Raw genomic sequence first — 18,879 nt, 5'->3', positions numbered from 1 at the left:
TGACCGGGGCCGCCGCCACCGGGCCTGCCGGGACTATGACGCGGGGTCGACCCGCAGCGCGATCGCGACGCCGTCCCAGCCCTTGAGATCGAGGGTCTGCAGCGCGGTCGCGTCGAAACGCGGATCACGGGCGAGCATCTCGAGTCCTCGCCGGGTGCCCGCCACCTGCTCGTCCTCCGTCGCGGGATCGCAGACACGTCCCGCGCGCACGACGTTGTCGACGACGACGATCGCACCGGGGCGGGTCAATCGCGCCGCGTGATCGAGGTAGATCGTGTTGGACTCCTTGTCGGCGTCGATGAAGACCAGGTCGAACTCCTCGTCGACGTCCGGGAGCACGTCGGCGCCTCGACCGACCCGCACCTCGACGCGGTCGTCGACCCCGGCCCGCGCGATGCTGGTGCGGGCGACCTCGGCGTTGCGCGGCTCCGCCTCGATCGTCAGCAGCCGCCCGTCCCCCGGCAGGGCGCGGGCCATCGCGATGGTGGAGAACCCGCCGAGCGTGCCGATCTCGAGAACCCGCCGTACGCCACCGATCCGGATGAGCAGCTGCAGGAGCTTGGCGCTGAGCGGCGAGACCTCGATCGCGGGGAGTCCCGCCGCACGCTGGTCCGCGAGAGCGGCATCCAGATCCGGATCGGGTGTCACGAGGGTGGCCGTCAGGTACGCGTCGGTGCGTCTCCATCTATCGGGAGTGGGGTCGGTCGTCATGCTCTCAGCCAACCGCACGACGTCCGCGCGCGCCAGCATCCGCGCCGCCGTCGCGTCGTCGAGGGCCGCGAACACGGCCGGGAGCAGCGCGTCGGCGGTGCGCCGGTAACCGAGGGCGCTGGGGTGGAACCGGTCGAGGGAGAACATCTCGTCCGGGCGGTCGACGAACACCGGCCCCACGGCGCGTCGGAGGGAGACGACCCGTGCACCGGCTGCCCGCGCCGCCGTCTCCTGCGCGTCGGCGAGCGCCCGCGACGCCCGCGATGCGAAGCTCCGCAGCGGCTGCGGAACCGGACGGAGGGCGCCGAGGTCGGGGCAGGTGCCGACGACGACGGCGCATCCTCGGGAGCGGAGCGCCTCGACCGCATCGGCGAGGCTGCGGGCGGCGTCGCCGGGCGGGATCCGGTGCGTCACATCGTTGCCTCCGACGACGATGACGGCGACGTCCGCGGCGGCATCGTCGCCGAGCGCTGCGATCTGGTCCGGCAGCGTCGCCGACTCCGCGCCCACGACGGCGCCCGTGCGAAGCCGCACGGGGCGGCGCGCCCGCTTCGCCAGTCCCCGGGCGAGCCGTCCGCCGAGGGTGTCCTTCCGACGCTCCGCCCCGAGCCCCGCGGCGAGCGAATCGCCGAGCATCACCAGACGCACCGGCTCGCCGGCGTAGGAGCGGCGCCACAGCCGGTCCGCGTCGAGTGCGAGTTCGCCCAGGGGCTTGCCGATCCGCTCCCGCGCGAGCGCGGCCTGCCGGGTGAGGACGACGCGCGAGGTGAGCGCGACGGCCCCGGCCGAGAGAACGGCACCGCCGACGGCAGCGGCGATGCGCACCGCAGGTGTGGTCATGGCGCCAGCACAACACCGCCGGGTGAACGAACGCGGAAGACCGTCCGACGCTCACGCGAACGGAGCCGGGGAGGGTCAGTCGGCGACGGGTGGGATGCCGAGATCCCGCACCAGGTAGATCCAGGGGAACGCCCGGCAGCCGACATCCCAGCCGTCCTGACGCTCCCGATCCAGCGAGACCCGCCACAGGATGCGGCGATGCTCCCATTGGGTGTCGGTGCGTCGCATCCGGTGCGCGAGCATCCCGGCTCCCACGGTCCGCCACCCCTGCCGCCCCGCTGCCTCGAGTTCGGGCAGCTCGTCGAACGCGGTGACGGGTCCGAGCCATCGCTCCTCCGCCGACTCCTCCCCCGCCGACGGATCAGCTCCGAAGCGTTGCTGCGCAGCCTGACGCGACATCCCGAGCTCCGCACCGATGCGCGACCAGCTGGCTCCGCCGGCGCGCGCCGCCACGACCGACCGATGCAGAAGTGTGCGCGCCGCCCGCTCGGCCGCGGCGCTGGCGGCGATGAGCTGCACGTGCCCCTCGGCGTCTATTCCCTCCGCCTCCTGCACCCCTGCGGCATCGAGGACGATGCGACCGATGTCGTCGCCGATGCTGTCGATGCCCGCTGGAGCGGTGCTGGCACCGCCGACGGGAGCGCTGACGCGGTGAGGGCTCACACCGACCCGGTCTCGCGAGCGGGGAGCCACGTCGGAGCCGATAGAGCGCGGCTCATCCCCGTGACGAGGCCCGAGAGGTAGGCGGCGAGCACGATCGACCCGACCCCTGCGCCCAGCACGAAGCCACCCCAGAAGCCCGAGAAGTCGAACCCGATGGCCAGGATCGAGAGGACGGATCCCGCGATGGCGGCCACGGCCGCCGCCCATCGGAACCGGATGATCTGCCGACGTGAGGTGCGTTCTTCCATGCGTCAACACTAGGTTGACACACGGAAGAACGTCAACCTCCCGTTGACGAGGAGTATCATCGTCAGTCGATGGAGCGCGGCTCGGCCGAGCGGACATCCTCTCCCGCGCGCAGCGTGACGAACGAGGCGTAGCCGTCGGCGGCGGCGCGCTCCAGGAACGCCTTGAGGTTCTTCGGGCGCTGCTCGAGCCGCACCCGGGAGCCGGTCCCGACCAGGTGCGACTTCGCGGCGAGGAGCTCGGGAAGCGGCACGTCACGATCGTGGACGAGCACGATGCCGCTGCGATTATCGCCCGCGGACGCGCCGAGCAGGTCGACGAGCCGTTCGAATCCCAGCGAGAAGCCCACGGCCGGTACGTCCGAGCCGAGGAACCGGCCGATCATGCCGTCGTAGCGACCGCCCCCGCCGAGTGAGTACGACACCGACGGGTGCGCGAGCTCGAAGATCGTGCCGGTGTAGTAGCCCATGCCGCGCACGAGGAACGGGTCGAAGACCAGCGGCACCTCGGCCGAGCCGCCGCGCGCCGCGCGCACGGCCTCACCGATGCCGACGAGGTGGGCGATGACGTCGTCGCCCACGCCCTCGGGCAGTCGCGAGCGGATGCCGTCGGCGTCGAACCCCGCGGCATCCGCCTGCGGACGTCGAAGGAACGCCTCGAACGCATCAGCGGCGGCCGGTGTCGCGCCGCGCTCGCGCAGCTCGGCGACGACGCCGTCGGTGCCGAGCTTGTCGAGCTTGTCGATCGTGATGAGCACGCCCGGGCGCTCGGCCTCGGCGAAACCGAACGTCGCGAGCATCTCGTCGAGCACGCGCCGGTCGTTGACGCGGACCGAGGCTCCGGTTAGTCCGAGCGCGTCGAGCGCGTCGAGGCTCGCCGCCATCAACTCAGCCTCCGCCCGCGGGGTCGCGTCGCCGATGATGTCGATGTCGCACTGCACGAACTGCCGGTAACGGCCCTTCTGCGGCCGCTCCGCGCGCCACACCGGCGCGATCTGGATCGCACGGAACACCGTCGGCAGCTCCGCACGGTGCGAGGCGTAGAAGCGGGCGAGCGGCACCGTCAGGTCGTAGCGGAGCCCCAGGTCCGTCAGCGCGGCCGGGTCGTCGGCCGCGGCGCGGATGCCGTCGGCGTCGAGTCCGCGCGCGAGGACGTTGTAGGCGAGCTTCTCGTTGTCGCCGCCGATGCCGGCGTGGAGACGTCCGTACTCCTCCATGACCGGCGTCTCGATCTCGTCGAAGCCGTGCGCGCGATAGCGCTCGCGGACGACGGCGAGAACGCGCTCGCGGCGGGCCTTGTCGGCGGGAAGGAAGTCGCGCATGCCGCGCGGCGGGTTCACGGTGGGCACCGTCCTATCCTTCCAGGTCGGCGGCGGAGTCACCGGCGCCCTCGGCCGCGCGGATGTCGACGTCGAGGATGCGCAGCCGTTCGCGAAGCGCGCGTTCGGCATCCCATCCCTGGGCGCGGGCGTGCGCGACGAGGCCGAGCAACGCCTCGCCGAGCTCGGCCTCGTCGGCGGGCGGCTCCGCGGGGAGCGGCGGCGCCGCCGACAGGACAGGAGCCGATTTGGCGAGCATCTTCTGCGCGAGAGCGAGCGTCGGCATGTGGACGGACACGCCGTCGAGCACGCTCGTGCGGGTTCGCTTCTCGGCCGCCTTCGCCGCGTTCCACAGCACGAGCACCTGCTCCGGCGTCTCCGCCGTCTCGTCGCCGAAGACATGCGGATGCCGCCGCACCATCTTCTCGGTGAGGCCCCGGGCGACGTCGTCGATGTCGAAGGGGTCGGATGCCGAGCGCGACGCGATCTCGGCATGGAACAACACCTGCCAGAGGAGGTCGCCCAGCTCCTCGCGAAGATCCGCAGCGGTACCGGCCTCGACGGCATCGACGACCTCCGCCGACTCCTCGATCAGGTACGGGACGAGGTCGCGATGGGAGATCTGCGCCGTCCACACGCATCGGTCGCGGACGGCGCGCATCGTGTCGGCGGCAGCGCGCAGCGGATCGGACATCGGGCTCCTTCGGACGGGGAGTCCCAGGGTAGTCCGGCGTAACACAGCGGGGCCGAGCGGCATGTGTATGACGACCGTGTCAATCAGACCCCGCGGGTGCCAGTAATTTGGGACGCATGCGCGAGCTGACCCGAACCGAAGCGATCGATCTCGTCGGCCGATACGAGGCCGAGCAGGAGATTCCCGAGGCGATGCGCTCCGACGTGCGCATGCTCGGTTCGATGCTGGGACAGGTGCTGCGAGAGAGCGGCTCCCCCGGTCTCTTCGACGACGTCGAACGGCTGCGGGGCGCCACCATCCAGGCCTACACCGACGACTCCCCGGAGGCGTTCGAACGGGCTGCCGCGATCGCCGAATCGTTCAGCGTCGACCGCGCCGACGAGGTCGCGCGCGCGTTCACGGTCTACTTCCACCTCGTCAACCTCGCTGAGGAGCACCAGCGCGTCCGGCTCCTGCGCGAGCGCGCCGGCGTCTCCGACCAGGACAGCGCGAGCGACTCGATCCCCGCCGCCTACGCCCAGCTCTCGAGCGAGGTCGGCGAGGACGAGGCCGCTCGGCGTCTGCGCGAGCTGCGTTTCCACCCCGTCTTCACCGCTCACCCGACCGAGGCGCGGCGGCGCGCGGTGTCGCAGAGCATCCGACGACTGGTGAACCTGCTCGAGACGCTCGAGAACTCTGCTGCCGGAGGCGCCGAGCACCGCCGCGCACGTCGGCGCATGCTCGAGGAGATCGACACCCTGTGGCGCACTTCGCCGCTGCGCGCGGAGAAGCCGACGCCGACCGACGAGGTGCGGGCCGTCATGGCGGTGTTCGACGACACGCTCTACACGACGATCCCCCTGGTATACCGCCGCCTCGACGACGCGCTGCAGGGCGAGGTCGCCGGCAGCCGGCCCCCGGTCGTGGCGCCGTTCGTTCGCCTCGGCACGTGGGTCGGAGGCGACCGCGACGGCAACCCCTTCGTCACCGCTTCGGTCACGAAGAAGGCGGCGGGCATCGCTGCCGAGCACGTCCTGCTCGGACTCGAGCGCAGCACCGAGCGGGTCGGCCGCGGGCTGACGATGTCGGGAGAGACCACCCCGCCGAGCAGCGCACTGCGGGCTCTCTGGGATCGCCTGGCGGCATCCGACGACGAAGGCGCGGCCGACGCCGTGAAGCGTGCACCCGGCGAGCACCACAAGCGCGTCATGATGCTGCTCACACGGCGCATCCGCGCGACCCGGGCGCGCAACGCTGATCTCGCCTACAGCGACCCCGAGGAGTTCCTCGCCGACCTGCGCGTCGTGCAGAGCTCGCTCGACGAGGCCGGGGCCAAGCGTCAGGCGTTCGGTGCGCTGCAACAGCTGATCTGGGCCGTCGAGACCTTCGGCTTCCACCTCGCCGAGCTCGAGGTCCGCCAGCACTCTGCCGTCCACGCCAAGGTGCTCGCCGAGTGCGAGGCCGGCGGCGAGCTGAGCGATCTCGCGGTCGAGGTGCTGGAGGTCTTCCGCACCATCTCGCAGGTGCAGAAGCGCTTCGGTCCGCGAGCGGCCGGCCGATACATCGTGTCGTTCACGCAGTCGGCGGACGACCTCGCGAACGTGCACGCCCTCGCGCGCCACGCCGTCGGCCCCGACGGCACGCCCCCCGTGCTCGACGTCATCCCCCTGTTCGAGACCTTCGCCGATCTGCAGGCGGCGCCCGGGATCCTCGCGGAGATCGTCGACCACCCGGCGTTCGCCGCCCGCCTGGACGCGACCGGCCGGCGGCTGGAGGTCATGCTCGGCTACTCCGACTCGTCGAAGGACGTCGGACCCGTCGCGGCCAACCTCGCTCTCTATGAGGCACAGGCACGCATCGCGGCCTGGGCGCAGGAGCAGCACATCGAACTGACCCTGTTCCACGGGCGCGGCGGCGCGCTCGGCCGCGGCGGCGGCCCCGCGAACTCTGCGATCCTCGCGCAGCCCCCGCACTCCGTCGACGGCCGGTTCAAGCTCACCGAGCAGGGCGAGGTCATCTTCGCCCGCTACGGCGACCCCGACATCGCCCTGCGCCACATCGACCAGGTCGCCGCGGCGATCCTGCTGGCGTCGGCGCCATCGATCGAAGAGCGCAACAGCCGCGCCGCGGAGCGGTACGCCGACGTCGCGGCGACGATGGATGCCGCCTCGCGCGAGCGCTTCTTCTCGCTCGTGAAGGCACCGGGCTTCGCCCCGTGGTTCGCCGCCGTCACGCCGATGGAAGAGATCGGACTCCTCGCCCTGGGCTCGCGCCCGGCGCGCCGGGGGCTGTCCGTCGAGTCGCTCGAAGACCTCCGCGCGATCCCGTGGGTCTTCGCCTGGACGCAGGCGCGCATCAACCTCGCGGGCTGGTTCGGCCTCGGGACCGCGCTCGAGGCGGTCGGCGACGAAGCCCTACTGCGCGAGGCGTACGAGCAGTGGCCGCTCCTGCGGACGGTCATCGACAACGTGGCGATGAGCCTCGCGAAGGCCGACCCGCGCATGGCGCGTCGTCACCTCGCGCTGGCCGACCGCGACGACCTCGCGCAGCTCGTCGTCGACGAGATGCTGCTCACCCGCGACTGGGTCGTGCGCATCGCCGGCGGTGACGGTCTGCTCGCCAACAAGCCCGTGCTCCAGCGCGCGGTGAAGATGCGCAGCCCCTACGTGGATGCCCTGTCGCTGCTGCAGCTGCGCGCGCTGCGGGTGCTCCGCTCCACCGAACATGACGCACCGACCCCGCCCGAGTGGCAGCGCCTGCTGCTGCTCACCGTCAACGGCGTAGCGGCGGGTCTGCAGAACACCGGATGACGCGTCGGTCGGTGATCGCGGTCACCGACCGACGCTCGTCATCGTCCCGATCGTCATATGGCCGGGCAGGCGCCGCTGCGCCCGCTAGCGTGAATCGGGTCCCGCCCGCTCGGCCAGAAAGCTCCACCATGACCGAACACGCTCCCCTGCCCTCATCCGTCCAGTCGGTGTTCGCCACCGTCCTGCAGCGCAATCCGCACGAGCCCGAGTTCCAACAGGCCGTCCACGAGGTGCTCGAGGCGATCGCACCGGTCGTCGAGGCGCAGCCCGAGCTCGCGCGCGACGGCATCCTCGAGCGGCTGGTCGAGCCGGAGCGGCAGATCATGTTCCGCGTGCCGTGGCTCGACGACGCCGGCACCGTCCGGGTCAACCGCGGCTACCGTGTGCAGTTCTCCTCGGTGCTCGGCCCGTACAAGGGCGGACTGCGGTTCCACCCGACGGTGAACCTGTCGATCGTGAAGTTCCTCGGCTTCGAGCAGATCTTCAAGAACGCGCTCACCGGTCAGGGGATCGGCGGCGCCAAGGGCGGCAGCGACTTCGACCCGCACGGCCGGTCGGATGCCGAGATCATGCGCTTCTGCCAGTCGTTCATGAACGAGCTGTACCGCCATCTCGGTGAGCACACCGACGTTCCCGCCGGCGACATCGGCGTCGGCGCGCGCGAGATCGGCTACCTCTTCGGGCAGTACCGCAAGATCACGAACCGTCACGAGTCGGGCATGTTCACCGGCAAGGGGGTGCAGTGGGGTGGCGCCGAGGTCCGCACCGAGGCGACGGGCTACGGCGCGGTCTTCTTCGCGCAGGAGATGCTCGCCGTCGAGGGCGACTCGCTCGACGGCAAGCGCGTCGCCGTATCGGGTTCGGGCAACGTGGCGACATACGCCATCGAGAAGGCGTACCAGCTCGGTGCGACGCCGGTCACGGCATCCGACTCGTCCGGCACGATCGTCGACGAAGACGGGATCGACCTCGCCATACTCAAACAGGTCAAGGAGATCGACCGCCGCCGCATCTCGGCGTACCTGGATCACCGGCCGGGCGCGACGTTCGTCGAGGGTGGCCGTCCGTGGCGCACCGCGGTCGACGTCGCCATTCCGTCCGCGACGCAGAACGAGCTCGACGGCGACGACGCGCGCGCTCTCGTCGACGGCGGCGTACGCGTCGTGGTCGAAGGTGCCAACATGCCCTCGACCCCAGAGGCGGTCGACGCGTTCCGCGCCGCCGGGGTGCTGTTCGGCCCCGGCAAGGCGGCGAACGCGGGTGGCGTCGCGACCTCCGCGCTCGAGATGAGCCAGAACGCGTCGCGCCAGCGCTGGGGCTTCGCCGACAGCGAGAACAAGCTGCGCGAGATCATGAAGAACGTCCACGACGCGGCCTTCGCCGCCTCCGAGCGCTACGGACGTCCGGGCGACTACGTCGTCGGGGCGAACGCGGCCGGTTTCGAGCGCGTCGCGCGCGCGATGCTCGCGCAGGGAGTCATCTGACGCCGGCCGGGAGCCGGGTGGAGCGCGAGCCGGGTTAGGCTTTCACCCCGTGCCTTCCGATCCCTCCTCCCCCACGGAGTCTGGTGTCACGCGTCCGGGAACCCGACCCGCGACCGTGTCGATGCTCACCCTCTCGACGTTCGTCATCGGCTCGATGGTGGGCGCGGGGGTCTTCTCCCTTCCCGCCGGCTTCGCCGCCGAGACCGGTGTCGCCGGGACGCTCGTCGCGTGGGCGGTCGCGGGAGGCGGGATGCTCGCCCTCGCCTTCGCGTTCCAGCTGCTCGCCAACCGCAGGCCGGACCTCGACGCGGGCGTCTACAGCTACGCACGCGCCGGTTTCGGGAGGTACCTCGGATACTTCTCCGCGTTCGGATATTGGGCCAGCGCGTGCGCGGGCAACGTCTTCTACTGGGTGTTCATCACTTCGACCCTGGGCGCGGTGTTCCCGGCGCTCGGAGCCGGCGACACCGTCGCTGCCGTCGCCGTGTCGTCGGCGGGGCTCTGGCTGTTCTTCATCCTCATCCGGCGGGGCGTCCGCTCCGCGGCCGCGGTGAACCGCGTCGTCAGCATCGCCAAGACGCTCCCGATCGTGGTGTTCGTCGTGCTCTGCGCGACGGTCTTCGATCCCGCGGTGTTCGCCGCCAACTGGGCGGGCCCGTCGGGAGCGCCGCTGTGGGACCAGATCCGCGCCACGATGCTCGTCACCGTCTTCGTCTTCATCGGCCTCGAGGGGGCGAGCGTCAACTCTCGTCACGCCCGCTCGCGCCGTGACGTGGGGCGCGCGACACTCCTCGGCTTCCTCAGCGTGCTCGCGGTCTTCGCCTCGGTGACCATCGTCTCGTTCGGCGTGCTGCCGCGCGAACAGATCGCCTCGCTCCCCGAGCCATCGCTGGGCGGAGTCCTGGAGACGATCGTGGGCCCGGCCGGTGCAGTGTTCATCGGTGTCTCGCTCATCGTGGCGGTGCTCGGCGCGTACCTCTCGTGGACGCTCATGGCCGCCGAGGTGCTGCTGGAGGCCTCGCGGTCCGGAGACTTGCCGCGGTTCCTCTCGCGCACCAACGCCCAGGACACCCCGGTGGGTGCGCTCATGCTGTCGACGACGCTCGTGCAGGTGCTGCTGGTCGTCGTCCTGTTCGCCGAGAACGCCTTCTCGGTGGCGCTCGATCTGACGAGCGCGCTCGTGCTGATCCCCTTCGTCCTCTCGGCCGGTTACGCCCTCAAGCTCACTCTCACCGGCCAGACGTACGGCCCGGGCGACCGCGCACGGTCACGCGACCTGATCGTCGCCGTCATCGCGACCGGTTACACCCTCTTCCTCCTGATCGCGGCCGGCGCGCACTACCTTCTGCTGTCGCTGTTGATCATCGTGCCCGGGACCGCGCTGTTCGCCGTGGCGCGCAGGAAGGCGGGTGCGCGTGTCTTCACGAGAGTGGAGTGGCTGGTGTTCGCCGCCGCCGTCCTGGGCGCGGTGAGCGCCGTCGTGCTGCTGGCAACGGGCCAGATCAGCATCTGACCCGCCGCGCAAACCTCAGGATGCGGCGGGCGACGCCGCCGTCGTGGCGACCGGGAAGAGCTGGTCGAGCAGCTGACCCGTCCACGCGATGAGGTCGGCATCGCCGAGCGCGGCACCGCCGGCGGTCGGCAACGGGACCACGAGGGCTTCGCCGCCGGCGAGCAGTTTGGCCTTGGGGTACAGCCTCTGCAGCCGGATGCGCATCGACTCGGGCAGCCGGGCCGGCGCGACCCGAAGATTCGGTCCCATCGCAACGACGTCCGTCAGCCCGGCCTGGGCTGCGCGGCGGCGCAGCCGGGCGACCGCGAGTAGACCCTCCACCTCGGCCGGCGGGCGCCCGTACCGGTCGGTGAGCTCTTCGACCACGAGGTCGATCGCATCGTCCTTGGCGCTGACGGCTGCCGCCGCCGAGAGCTTCTGATACGCCTCGAGGCGCAGGCGCTCGCTGTCGATGTAGTCCTCGGGAATGCGCGCGGCCACGGGCAGCTCGAGCCGCAGCTCGGCCGGCCCGTCGACCTCCTCGCCCCGGAACGTCGAGACGGCCTCGCCGATCATCCGCAGATAGAGGTCGAACCCGACCCCGGCGATGTGGCCGGCCTGCTCGGCGCCCAGCAGATTACCCGCGCCGCGCAGCTCGAGGTCCTTCAGCGCGACCTGCATGCCCGAGCCGAGGTCGTTGTTGACGGCGATCGTCTCGAGGCGGTCGGCGGCCGTCTCGCTGAGGGGCTTGTTCTCGTCGTAGAGGAAGTACGCGTACGCGCGCTCGCGCCCGCGCCCGACCCGGCCGCGCAGCTGGTGCAGCTGGCTCAGCCCGTACTTGTCGGCACGGTCGATGATGATGGTGTTCGCGTTGGAGATGTCGAGCCCCGTCTCGACGATCGTCGTCGAGACGAGGACGTCGGCACGCCGCTCCCAGAAGTCGTCCACGACCTGCTCGAGCTGGTGCTCCCCCATCTGGCCGTGCGCGACGGCGATGCGCGCCTCGGGCACCAGCTCACCGAGCTGCGCCGCGACCCGCTGGATCGACTGCACCCGGTTGTGCACGAAGAACACCTGGCCCTCGCGCAGCAGCTCGCGCCGGATGGCGGCCGCGATCTGCTTGTCACTGCGCGGTCCGACGTAGGTGAGGATGGGATGCCGCTCCTCGGGCGGGGTCGCCAGGGTCGACATCTCCCGAATACCGGTCACCGCCATCTCGAGCGTGCGCGGGATCGGCGTCGCGCTCATCGCGAGGATGTCGACGCCGGTCTTCAGCTTCTTCAGCGAGTCCTTGTGTTCGACGCCGAACCGCTGCTCCTCGTCGATGATGAGGAGCCCGAGATCCTTGAAGGCGACCTTCTCGGTCAGGATGCGGTGGGTGCCGATGACCATGTCGACGGTGCCGTCGGCGAGCCCGTCGACCGTCTCGCGGGCCTGCTTCGCGGTCTGGAACCGCGACAGGGGGCGCACCTTCACCGGGAATCCGGCGAAGCGCTCGGTGAACGTCTCGAGATGCTGCTTCGCGAGAAGCGTGGTCGGGACCAGCATCGCGACCTGCTTCCCCTCCTGAATCGCCTTGAACGCGGCGCGGACGGCGACCTCGGTCTTGCCGAATCCGACGTCGCCCGAGAGCAGGCGATCCATCGGGATCGGCTTCTCCATGTCGGCCTTGATCTCGTCGATCGTCTGCAGCTGGTCGGGCGTCTCCGCGAAGGGGAACGCCTCTTCGAGCTCGCGCTGCCACGGGGTGTCGGGGCCGAACGCGTGCCCCTTCGACGCCATGCGCGCCGAGTACAGCTTGACGAGCTCGACGGCGATGTCACGGACGGCCTTGCGCGCCTTGCCCTTCGCGGCTGCCCAGTCGCTGCCGCCCATCTTCGACAGCACCGGGGCCTCGCCGCCGACGTACCGCGAGAGCTGGTCCAGCTGGTCGGTCGGCACGAAGAGCTTGTCACCGGGATAGCCGCGTTTGGCGGGCGCGTACTCGAGCACGAGGTACTCGCGCTGCGTCTTCACCGCGTTGCGGCCGCCACTCGACACCTCGCGCTGAACGAGCTCGACGAACTTGCCGATGCCGTGGGTCGAGTGGACGACGACATCGCCGGGCTTCAGCTGCAACGGGTCGACGACGTTGCGTCGCCGCGTCGCGAGCTTCTTCACCACTCGGCCGTCGCTGCCGATCGTGCGGCCGTAGAACTCGCTCTCGGTGAGGACGGCGAGCTTCGCCTCGGCCGACTCGAAACCGCGCTCGAGCGATGCCACGACGCAGACCGCGACGGCCTCGTCGGAGAGCTCGGCGACGCAATCGCTCGTGCGGGCGGCGATCCCGCGCTCGGCCATCACGTCGCGGGCCCGGTCGACGAGCCCGGGACCCGAGGCGCAGACGACGACGCGCCAGCCGCGCGCCAGCAGGTCGCCGATGTGGGCGGTGGCACCGTCGACGTTGCCCTGGAACGAGGGCACCGCGCTGCCGTCGACACGCAGGTCGTCGCCGGTCTCGGTCAGCCCCTCGCCGGCGGCATCCGCTGCTCCCGAGTCGAAGGCGCTGAGGGTCCACCACACCCCGGATCGCTCGCGCATCGCGTCGCGCAGAGCGGGGAGGGTCAGGAAGTCGCCCGCGCCGAGATCGACGGGGCTGTCAGCCCCGGCGGTCGCCGCGCTCCAGGCCGCTTCGAGGAATTCGCGGTTGGTCTCACCGAGGGTGCGCGCCCGCGTGCGCGAGCGCTCGGGGTCGACGAGAGCGATCGCCGAGCCGCGGGGCAGATAGTCGACGAGCGGCACGATGCCCTCTGCGAGCGCGGGCAGCAGCGACTCCATCCCCTCGACGGGGATGCCCTGCGACATCTTCTCGAGCATGCCCGTCAGACTCGGGAAGGTGGGGGCCATCGCCGCAGCCCGCTCGCGGACGGCCGGCGTCAGCAGCAGCTCACGCGCCGGCAGGAGCACGGCCTCGCCGACCTCGCCGGGCAGTGATCGCTGGTCGGCGATGGAGAACGCGCGGATCTGGTCGACCTCGTCGCCGAAGAAGTCGATGCGCAGCGGGTGGTCGGCCGCGGCCGGGAAGACATCGAGGATGCCGCCGCGAACTGCGAACTCGCCGCGACGGGAGACCATGTCGACCCGGTGATAGGCGAGTTCGACGAGGCGCCGGACCACCTGTTCGAGGTCGCTCCCCCGCGCTCCGACCGACAGCGACACCGGGTCGGCGTCGGTCAGACCGGCCGCGAGCGGCTGCAGGGCCGCGCGGACGGAGGCCGTGATGACCAGCGGTGTGCTGCCGTCGTGCGCGGCCGCACGGCGAAGCACGGCGAGACGGCGTCCGACGGTCTCGGGGCTCGGGCTCAGCCGTTCGTGCGGCAGGGTCTCCCAGGCGGGGAAGTGCACGATCTCGGCCTCGGGGACGAGGCACTGCAGCGCGGCACCGAGGGTCTCGGCGCGGCGACCGGTGGGAGCGACGGCGAGCACGACAGCGGGTCGACCGTCGCGGCGACGCTGCTCGAGCAGAGCCGCGAGGAGGGGGGCGTCGAGCCCGTCGACCAGCGAGTAGTCGAGACTGCCGACGGCTCCGGATGTCACCGCCTCCCGGAAGGAGTCAGCCTGCGAAAGGGCGCGCACGATCCCGGGAACTGTCACCACAGAAGCCTACCGCCGGCCGCCGACACGGGCGCCCGGGTCGGACTGCGCGGCGGGCTCAGCGCGGCGCGTGGAAGCGCTGCTGCGCGGCGAGGAGCCCCTCGCCCACGACCGTCTCGACCGCGTCAGCGGCATCCGACACGAGGATGCCGAGGGTCTTCCGTTCGGCCGACGAGAACGGGTCGAGGACCCAGTCCGCCGGATCCTGCGCGCCCGGGGGACGTCCGATCCCGACGCGGACGCGGGCGAAGTCGGGAGTGCCGAGGGCTTTGGCGATGTCACGGACGCCGTTGTGTCCACCGTGGCCGCCACCCGTCTTGAGCTTGATGGTGTCGAAGGGAATGTCGAGCTCGTCGTGGACCACGATGACGCGGCCGGGGTCGACGCCGTAGAAGGAGGCCAGCGCGGCGGCCGGGCCACCCGAGACGTTCATGAACGTCTTCGGCTTGGCGAGCACCATCTTGGCGGCACCGGGGCGCAGCCACGACTCGGCTGCCCAGGCGTTGGCCTTGTGCGATCGAAGGGTCTCACCGCGCCGGCTCGCGAGTTCGTCGATGACCATCTGGCCGATGTTGTGCCGAGTCGCCTCGTAACGCGGCCCGGGGTTGCCGAGACCGATGATGAGCCAGGTGTCCGCCATGGCGCGCCTTTCGAACGACGGAGCCCGTCCTCACGAGGTGAGAACGGGCTCCGCGGGGATGAGTCTTACTCGGACTTCTCGTCGCCCTCGGCCTCGTCGGCCTGCTCGGCGGCGGTCGCCTCGTCGGCGGCCTCGATCTCGTCGGCGGCGGCCAGCGTCGATGCGGGGACCGACACGGCGACGACGAGCGTCTCGGGGTCGGTGATCAGAGCGGCGCCGCGAGGCAGCGTCAGGTCGGCGGCCGTGATGCGGGCGCCGTCCTCGAGGCCCTCGACGTCGACCTCGACATTGGTCGGGATGTGGGTCGCCTCCACCTCGAGCGTGATCGACGACGCGTCCTGCGTCGCGATGGTGCCCGAGAAGGGCTCGCCCGTGACGACGACGGGAACGTCGACCTGGACCTTCTCGCCCTTCTTCACGACGAGGAGGTCGATGTGCTCGATGATCTGGCGCACGGGGTCGCGCTGGACGTCCTTGACGAGCACCAGCTGCTCCTTGCCGTCGATCGACAGCTCGATGACGGCGTTGGCGCGGCGGACGAGCAGCAGCATCTGGTGGCCCGGCAGGGCGACGTGCACGGGGTCGGTGCCGTGGCCGTAGATGACGGCGGGGATCTGACCGGCGGCACGCAGACGGCGGGCGAAGCCCTTGCCGAAGTTGGTGCGCGTCTCTGCAACGACCTTGGTGTCGGTCTCCGTGGACATGCGTTTCTCCTTGTGGGCCCGAGGCCCGGCTCAGCGGTATGCGGGTTCGACGCGAACGCGAGCGCGTGGAGAGGAAACGTCCTGCACACACCCTCGTCGATCACGGATCCCGGTTCCCGCACAGCGGGCACGCGGCATCCCTCGCCGAAGTACACCCCCACTCTACCAGCGCTGGGTAGGGTGGTTGAGACGTCGTCTACGCCCGGAGGAAAAATGGATTACGGCTGGTTCTCACACGTGCTTCTGTGGGTCATCGGTGCGATGACGCTCGGCTCGATCGTCTCGGTCAGCCTCGCGCTGTTCGCGATGGGACGACAGGGCTACCGCAAGGGCTGACCCGACCCGGGCGTCGACGCGACGCCCCGATCGACGAAAGCGCGAGGCGCGCCACCCGGTGAGGGGGCGCGCCTCGCGCTTTCGCGTCGAGCTCATGCGGGCCAGACCGCGACGACGACCTTGCCGGAGGCCTCCGAGTCCTTGGCCGTCGCGAACGCCTCGACGATGTCATCGGCGTCGACGACGTGGGTGATCACCTGCTCGATCTCGGGGCGCTCGTCGAGGAGCCGGACCGCCTCGTCGATCTCGTCCTTGAAACGGAAGGTGCCGACGTAGACGACTTCCTTGGAGATGAAGGGCGCCAGGTTGATCGGTCGCGGCTCGTTCGGGACCATTCCCACCTGCACGACGCGCCCGGCCGGCCGCGCCGCGCGCAGCGCCGCGGACACCGAGACCGCGACACCCGAGCACTCCAGCACGATGTCATAGGCGTCAGCGGGAGGCTGCTCCGTGGTGACGTCGAACGTTCGGGTCGCGCCGAGTCGGCTCGCACGGTCGAGGGGTCCGGCCAGCACGTCGGTGGCGTGCACCTCCGCCGCCCCGGCGGCGGTCGCCGCTGCCACTGCGAGCAGTCCGATCGGCCCGGCACCGGTCACGAGGACCCGTGCACCCGCGACGTCGCCTGCTTTGCTCAGCCCGTGCAGGGCGACGGCGAGCGGCTCGGCCAGCACGGCGCGACGGACCGGCAGCGTCGGCGGGAGGGGTCGCACCATGGACCGATCGGCGACGATGAGCTCGGCGAGGGCGCCCTGGGTGTGCGGAGTCGTCGAGGCGCTGCCCAGATACGCTCCGCCGGGCCAGAGGTGCGGGTCGTCGGCGATCGCCTCGACCTTCCGCCCGAAGGTGGCGGGGTGAAGCGTCACCGGTGTACCGGGCTCCCAGTGCCCCGTGGGGTCGAGATCGATGCGGCCGCTCAGCTCGTGCCCGGGGATGAGAGGCTCCCGCACGACGAACGCCCCGTTCGCGCCCTCGTAGTAGTAGTGCAGGTCCGACCCGCAGATGCCCACGTAGTCGACGCGGATCCGCACCTCCCCGTCACGGGGTTCGGGCTCGGCGACCTCCGAGATCTCGATGTGCTGCTTGCCGTGGATGTGTGCTGCGCGCATGACGGTCCTTCCGGGTCAGACGACGGCGGTCATGCCGCCGTCGACGAAGATGTTCTGCCCCGACACGAAGCTCGAGGCGTCCGAGCAGAGGAAGAGCAGGGCTCCGTCGAGCTCGCTGAAGTCGCCCCACCGCTGCGCCGGCGTGCGCTGCGCGAGCCACGCGCTGAAGTCGGCGTCGTCGACGAGCGCCCGGTTCATCTCCGTCGCGAAGTACCCGGGCGACAGTGCGTTGACCTGCACGTTGTGCCGGGCGAGGTCGGCCGCCATCCCCTTCGTCAGCTGCGCCACAGCGCCCTTGGTCGCGGAGTAGGGCGCGATCGTCTGGCGCGCGAGCGCCGACTGCACCGAAGCGATGTTGACGATCTTGCCCGATCCGCGCTCCACCATGCCGGGGGCGACGAACCGTGCGACGTAGAAGACGCCGTTGAGGTTCGCCGCGACGATCTCGTCCCAGTCGGCCACGGGGAACTCCGTGAACGGCGCGCGCCGCTGGATCCCCGCGTTGTTCACGAGGATGTCGGGCACTCCGACCTCGGCGATGATCGCCGCGACCCCCGCCTCGACGGCAGCGGCATCCGTGACGTCGAAGACCGCCGCCACCGGTTCCGGCGAACCGGCTTCAGCGACCTCCCGCCGCGTGCGCTCGACCGCCTCGGCATCACGGCCGTGGACGACGACACGTGCGCCCTCCCGGGCGAGGGCGAGCGCGAGGGATCGCCCGAGCCCGCGCGACGAGCCCGTCACGAGGGCGACGCGGCCGGTCACATCGAACAGAGAGGACATCGGATCTCCTTGTCGTGAAGAGGGCGGATCAGATCAGCGACGCGAGGCCGAAGACGCCGAGCACGAGCACGAAGGCCAGGACCGACTCGATCGTCTGCTGCACGGTCCAGGTCTTGAGCGTCGTCTTGACGTCCATGCCCATGAGGCGCCCCACGAGCCAGAAGCCGGAATCGTTGACGTGTCCGGCGAACACGGAGCCGGCCGCGGTGGCCAGGACGATCGCGGCCACCTGGAGCGGGTTGAAGTCACCCGCGGCCACTGCGGGAGCCGCGAGGCCTGCGGCGGTCACGAGGGCGACGGTGGCCGAGCCCTGCGCGAGACGGATGATCACCGCGATGACGTACGCCGCGACGATGACCGGGAGCCCGAGGTCGGACAGCGTGTCGGCGAGCGCGTCACCGATGCCCGAGGCGCGCAGCACGCCACCGAACATGCCACCGGCGCCGGTGATGAGGATGACGGACGACACCGGGCCGAGGGCCGAGTCGACGACCTTCTCGAGTGCCGTGCCGTTCTCGCCCCGACGCGTGCCGAGGACGAACGTCGCGACCAGGACGGTGATGAGCAGCGCCACGAAGGAGTTGCCGAGGAGCACCAGGACCTGGACCCACAGGTCGTCCGTCGACACGGCACCGGCAGAGGCGAGGGTCGTGAGCCCCGTGTTCATGAAGATGAGGAGCATCGGCAGGAGCAGCAGGAGGATCACGGTGCGCGGACGCGGCGGGTTCGCCGGCTGGTCGTCGTCCTTCTCTCCGAAGAGAGCGGGCACCGGCAGCGGGATGCGTGCGGCGATGAACTTGCCCCAGAGGTAACCGGAGACGTACCAGACGGGGAAGACGATGACGAGGCCGAGGAGCAGGACGAGACCGAGGTTGGCTCCGTATGCCTCGGTCGCCGTGACGGGGCCGGGGTGCGGCGGCAGGAAGACGTGCATGACGGAGAACGCCGCGGCGGCGGGGATGCCGAAGAGCAGGACGTTCGCCTTCGAGACGCGGCGGGCGATCGCGAAGATGATCGGGAGCATCATCACCAGGCCCGCGTCGAAGAACATCGGGAAGCCGAGGATGAGCGAGGCGATGCCGAGCGCGAAGGGCGCTCGCTTCTCGCCGAAGACCTCGACGAACTTGTCGGCGAGCGCCTTGGCGCCGCCGGAGTGCTCGATGAGCCTGCCGAGCATCGCACCGAGGGCGACGAGGAGCGCGACGCCGGCGAGTGTTCCGCCGAAGCCGTCGGTCAGGGTCTTCGCGATCGCTGAGACCGGCACCTGCGCGACGAACGCGGTGAGCAGCGAGACGATGATCAGCGTCAGGAAGGCGTGCACCTTGCAGACGATGATCAGGAACAGGATCAGGGCGATCGCGCCGACTGCGATGAGCAGCAGCGGTCCGGCACCCAGGGTCTGGGTCCAGTCTTCCATCGGTATCTCCGTTGATGTCGGGA

The 18,879-nt window shown here is 70.8% G+C and carries 15 protein-coding genes and 1 pseudogene; 4 read left to right on the top strand and 12 right to left on the bottom strand.

Annotation, left to right across the window (positions count from 1 at the left end; translation table 11 throughout):
- Positions 1-33: 33 nt before the first annotated feature.
- The 6 genes and pseudogenes from MTS1_RS15945 to MTS1_RS00435 all read right to left on the bottom strand — a co-directional run bounded on the left by MTS1_RS15945 (position 34) and on the right by MTS1_RS00435 (position 4,472).
- Complete coding sequence (locus tag MTS1_RS15945; protein ID WP_081731798.1) at positions 34-711, bottom strand: O-methyltransferase; 678 nt, start codon at positions 709-711, stop codon at positions 34-36.
- A 96-nt stretch (positions 712-807) separates the two neighbouring features.
- A pseudogene (locus MTS1_RS16755) lies at positions 808-1,347 on the bottom strand (SGNH/GDSL hydrolase family protein); the annotation flags it as partial.
- A gap of 279 nt (positions 1,348-1,626) precedes the next feature.
- The gene (locus MTS1_RS00450) at positions 1,627-2,214 is read right to left on the bottom strand and encodes a hypothetical protein (RefSeq protein WP_023950380.1); all 588 of its coding nucleotides are present in this window, start codon (positions 2,212-2,214) and stop codon (positions 1,627-1,629) included.
- The gene (locus MTS1_RS00445; RefSeq protein ID WP_023950378.1) at positions 2,211-2,462 is read right to left on the bottom strand and encodes a hypothetical protein; all 252 of its coding nucleotides are present in this window, start codon (positions 2,460-2,462) and stop codon (positions 2,211-2,213) included. The genes MTS1_RS00450 and MTS1_RS00445 overlap by 4 nt, the downstream gene beginning before the upstream one ends.
- A gap of 62 nt (positions 2,463-2,524) precedes the next feature.
- Positions 2,525-3,781, bottom strand: a complete 1,257-nt coding sequence (gene hisS / locus MTS1_RS00440) for a histidine--tRNA ligase (protein WP_036304829.1) — start codon at positions 3,779-3,781, stop codon at positions 2,525-2,527.
- 31 nt (positions 3,782-3,812) lie between these two features.
- On the bottom strand, positions 3,813-4,472 hold the full coding sequence (locus MTS1_RS00435; RefSeq protein ID WP_023950375.1) for a MazG family protein: 660 nt from the start codon (positions 4,470-4,472) through the stop codon (positions 3,813-3,815).
- Positions 4,473-4,588: 116 nt separating this feature from the next.
- On the opposite strand from MTS1_RS00435, the gene MTS1_RS00430 reads away from it, so the two are divergent.
- The 3 genes from MTS1_RS00430 (at position 4,589) to MTS1_RS00420 (ending at position 10,258) form a co-directional block, all read left to right on the top strand.
- A complete protein-coding gene (locus MTS1_RS00430) occupies positions 4,589-7,261 on the top strand; it encodes a phosphoenolpyruvate carboxylase (RefSeq protein ID WP_023950374.1) in 2,673 nt (890 codons plus the stop codon).
- Positions 7,262-7,389: 128 nt separating this feature from the next.
- Entirely contained in the window at positions 7,390-8,745 is a 1,356-nt protein-coding gene (gdhA, locus tag MTS1_RS00425) for an NADP-specific glutamate dehydrogenase (RefSeq protein ID WP_023950373.1), read from the top strand.
- A gap of 121 nt (positions 8,746-8,866) precedes the next feature.
- On the top strand, positions 8,867-10,258 hold the full coding sequence (locus MTS1_RS00420; RefSeq protein WP_036304826.1) for a basic amino acid/polyamine antiporter: 1,392 nt from the start codon (positions 8,867-8,869) through the stop codon (positions 10,256-10,258).
- A gap of 15 nt (positions 10,259-10,273) precedes the next feature.
- On the opposite strand, the gene mfd is transcribed toward MTS1_RS00420, so the two are convergent.
- From mfd to MTS1_RS00405, 3 genes are all read right to left on the bottom strand, one after another.
- Positions 10,274-13,870, bottom strand: a complete 3,597-nt coding sequence (gene mfd / locus MTS1_RS00415) for a transcription-repair coupling factor (protein WP_181405509.1) — start codon at positions 13,868-13,870, stop codon at positions 10,274-10,276.
- Positions 13,871-13,928: 58 nt separating this feature from the next.
- Positions 13,929-14,510 carry an aminoacyl-tRNA hydrolase gene (pth, locus tag MTS1_RS00410; protein ID WP_023950370.1) on the bottom strand — a complete coding sequence of 194 codons (582 nt, stop codon included), beginning with the start codon at positions 14,508-14,510 and terminating at the stop codon, positions 13,929-13,931.
- Positions 14,511-14,575: 65 nt separating this feature from the next.
- Positions 14,576-15,214 carry a 50S ribosomal protein L25/general stress protein Ctc gene (locus MTS1_RS00405; protein WP_023950369.1) on the bottom strand — a complete coding sequence of 213 codons (639 nt, stop codon included), beginning with the start codon at positions 15,212-15,214 and terminating at the stop codon, positions 14,576-14,578.
- Between the two features lie 213 nt (positions 15,215-15,427).
- On the opposite strand from MTS1_RS00405, the gene MTS1_RS16860 reads away from it, so the two are divergent.
- Positions 15,428-15,550 (top strand): hypothetical protein, encoded by a 123-nt coding sequence (locus MTS1_RS16860; RefSeq protein ID WP_023950368.1) that lies wholly within the window; start codon positions 15,428-15,430, stop codon positions 15,548-15,550.
- 92 nt (positions 15,551-15,642) lie between these two features.
- Here the strand turns inward: MTS1_RS16860 and MTS1_RS00400 are convergent, their stop codons facing one another.
- Genes MTS1_RS00400 through MTS1_RS00390 form a run of 3 tightly spaced genes read right to left on the bottom strand, consistent with a single transcriptional unit; the run spans position 15,643 to position 18,856 of the window.
- Entirely contained in the window at positions 15,643-16,656 is a 1,014-nt protein-coding gene (locus MTS1_RS00400; RefSeq protein ID WP_023950367.1) for a zinc-binding dehydrogenase, read from the bottom strand.
- 15 nt (positions 16,657-16,671) lie between these two features.
- Complete coding sequence (locus MTS1_RS00395) at positions 16,672-17,439, bottom strand: glucose 1-dehydrogenase (RefSeq protein ID WP_023950366.1); 768 nt, start codon at positions 17,437-17,439, stop codon at positions 16,672-16,674.
- A gap of 28 nt (positions 17,440-17,467) precedes the next feature.
- On the bottom strand, positions 17,468-18,856 hold the full coding sequence (locus tag MTS1_RS00390) for a GntP family permease (protein WP_023950365.1): 1,389 nt from the start codon (positions 18,854-18,856) through the stop codon (positions 17,468-17,470).
- Positions 18,857-18,879 lie beyond the last annotated feature (23 nt).

The organism is Microbacterium sp. TS-1, assembly GCF_000509385.1.
Lineage (GTDB): Bacteria > Actinomycetota > Actinomycetes > Actinomycetales > Microbacteriaceae > Microbacterium > Microbacterium arborescens.
This window is presented reverse-complemented; position numbering and strand designations above follow the sequence as displayed.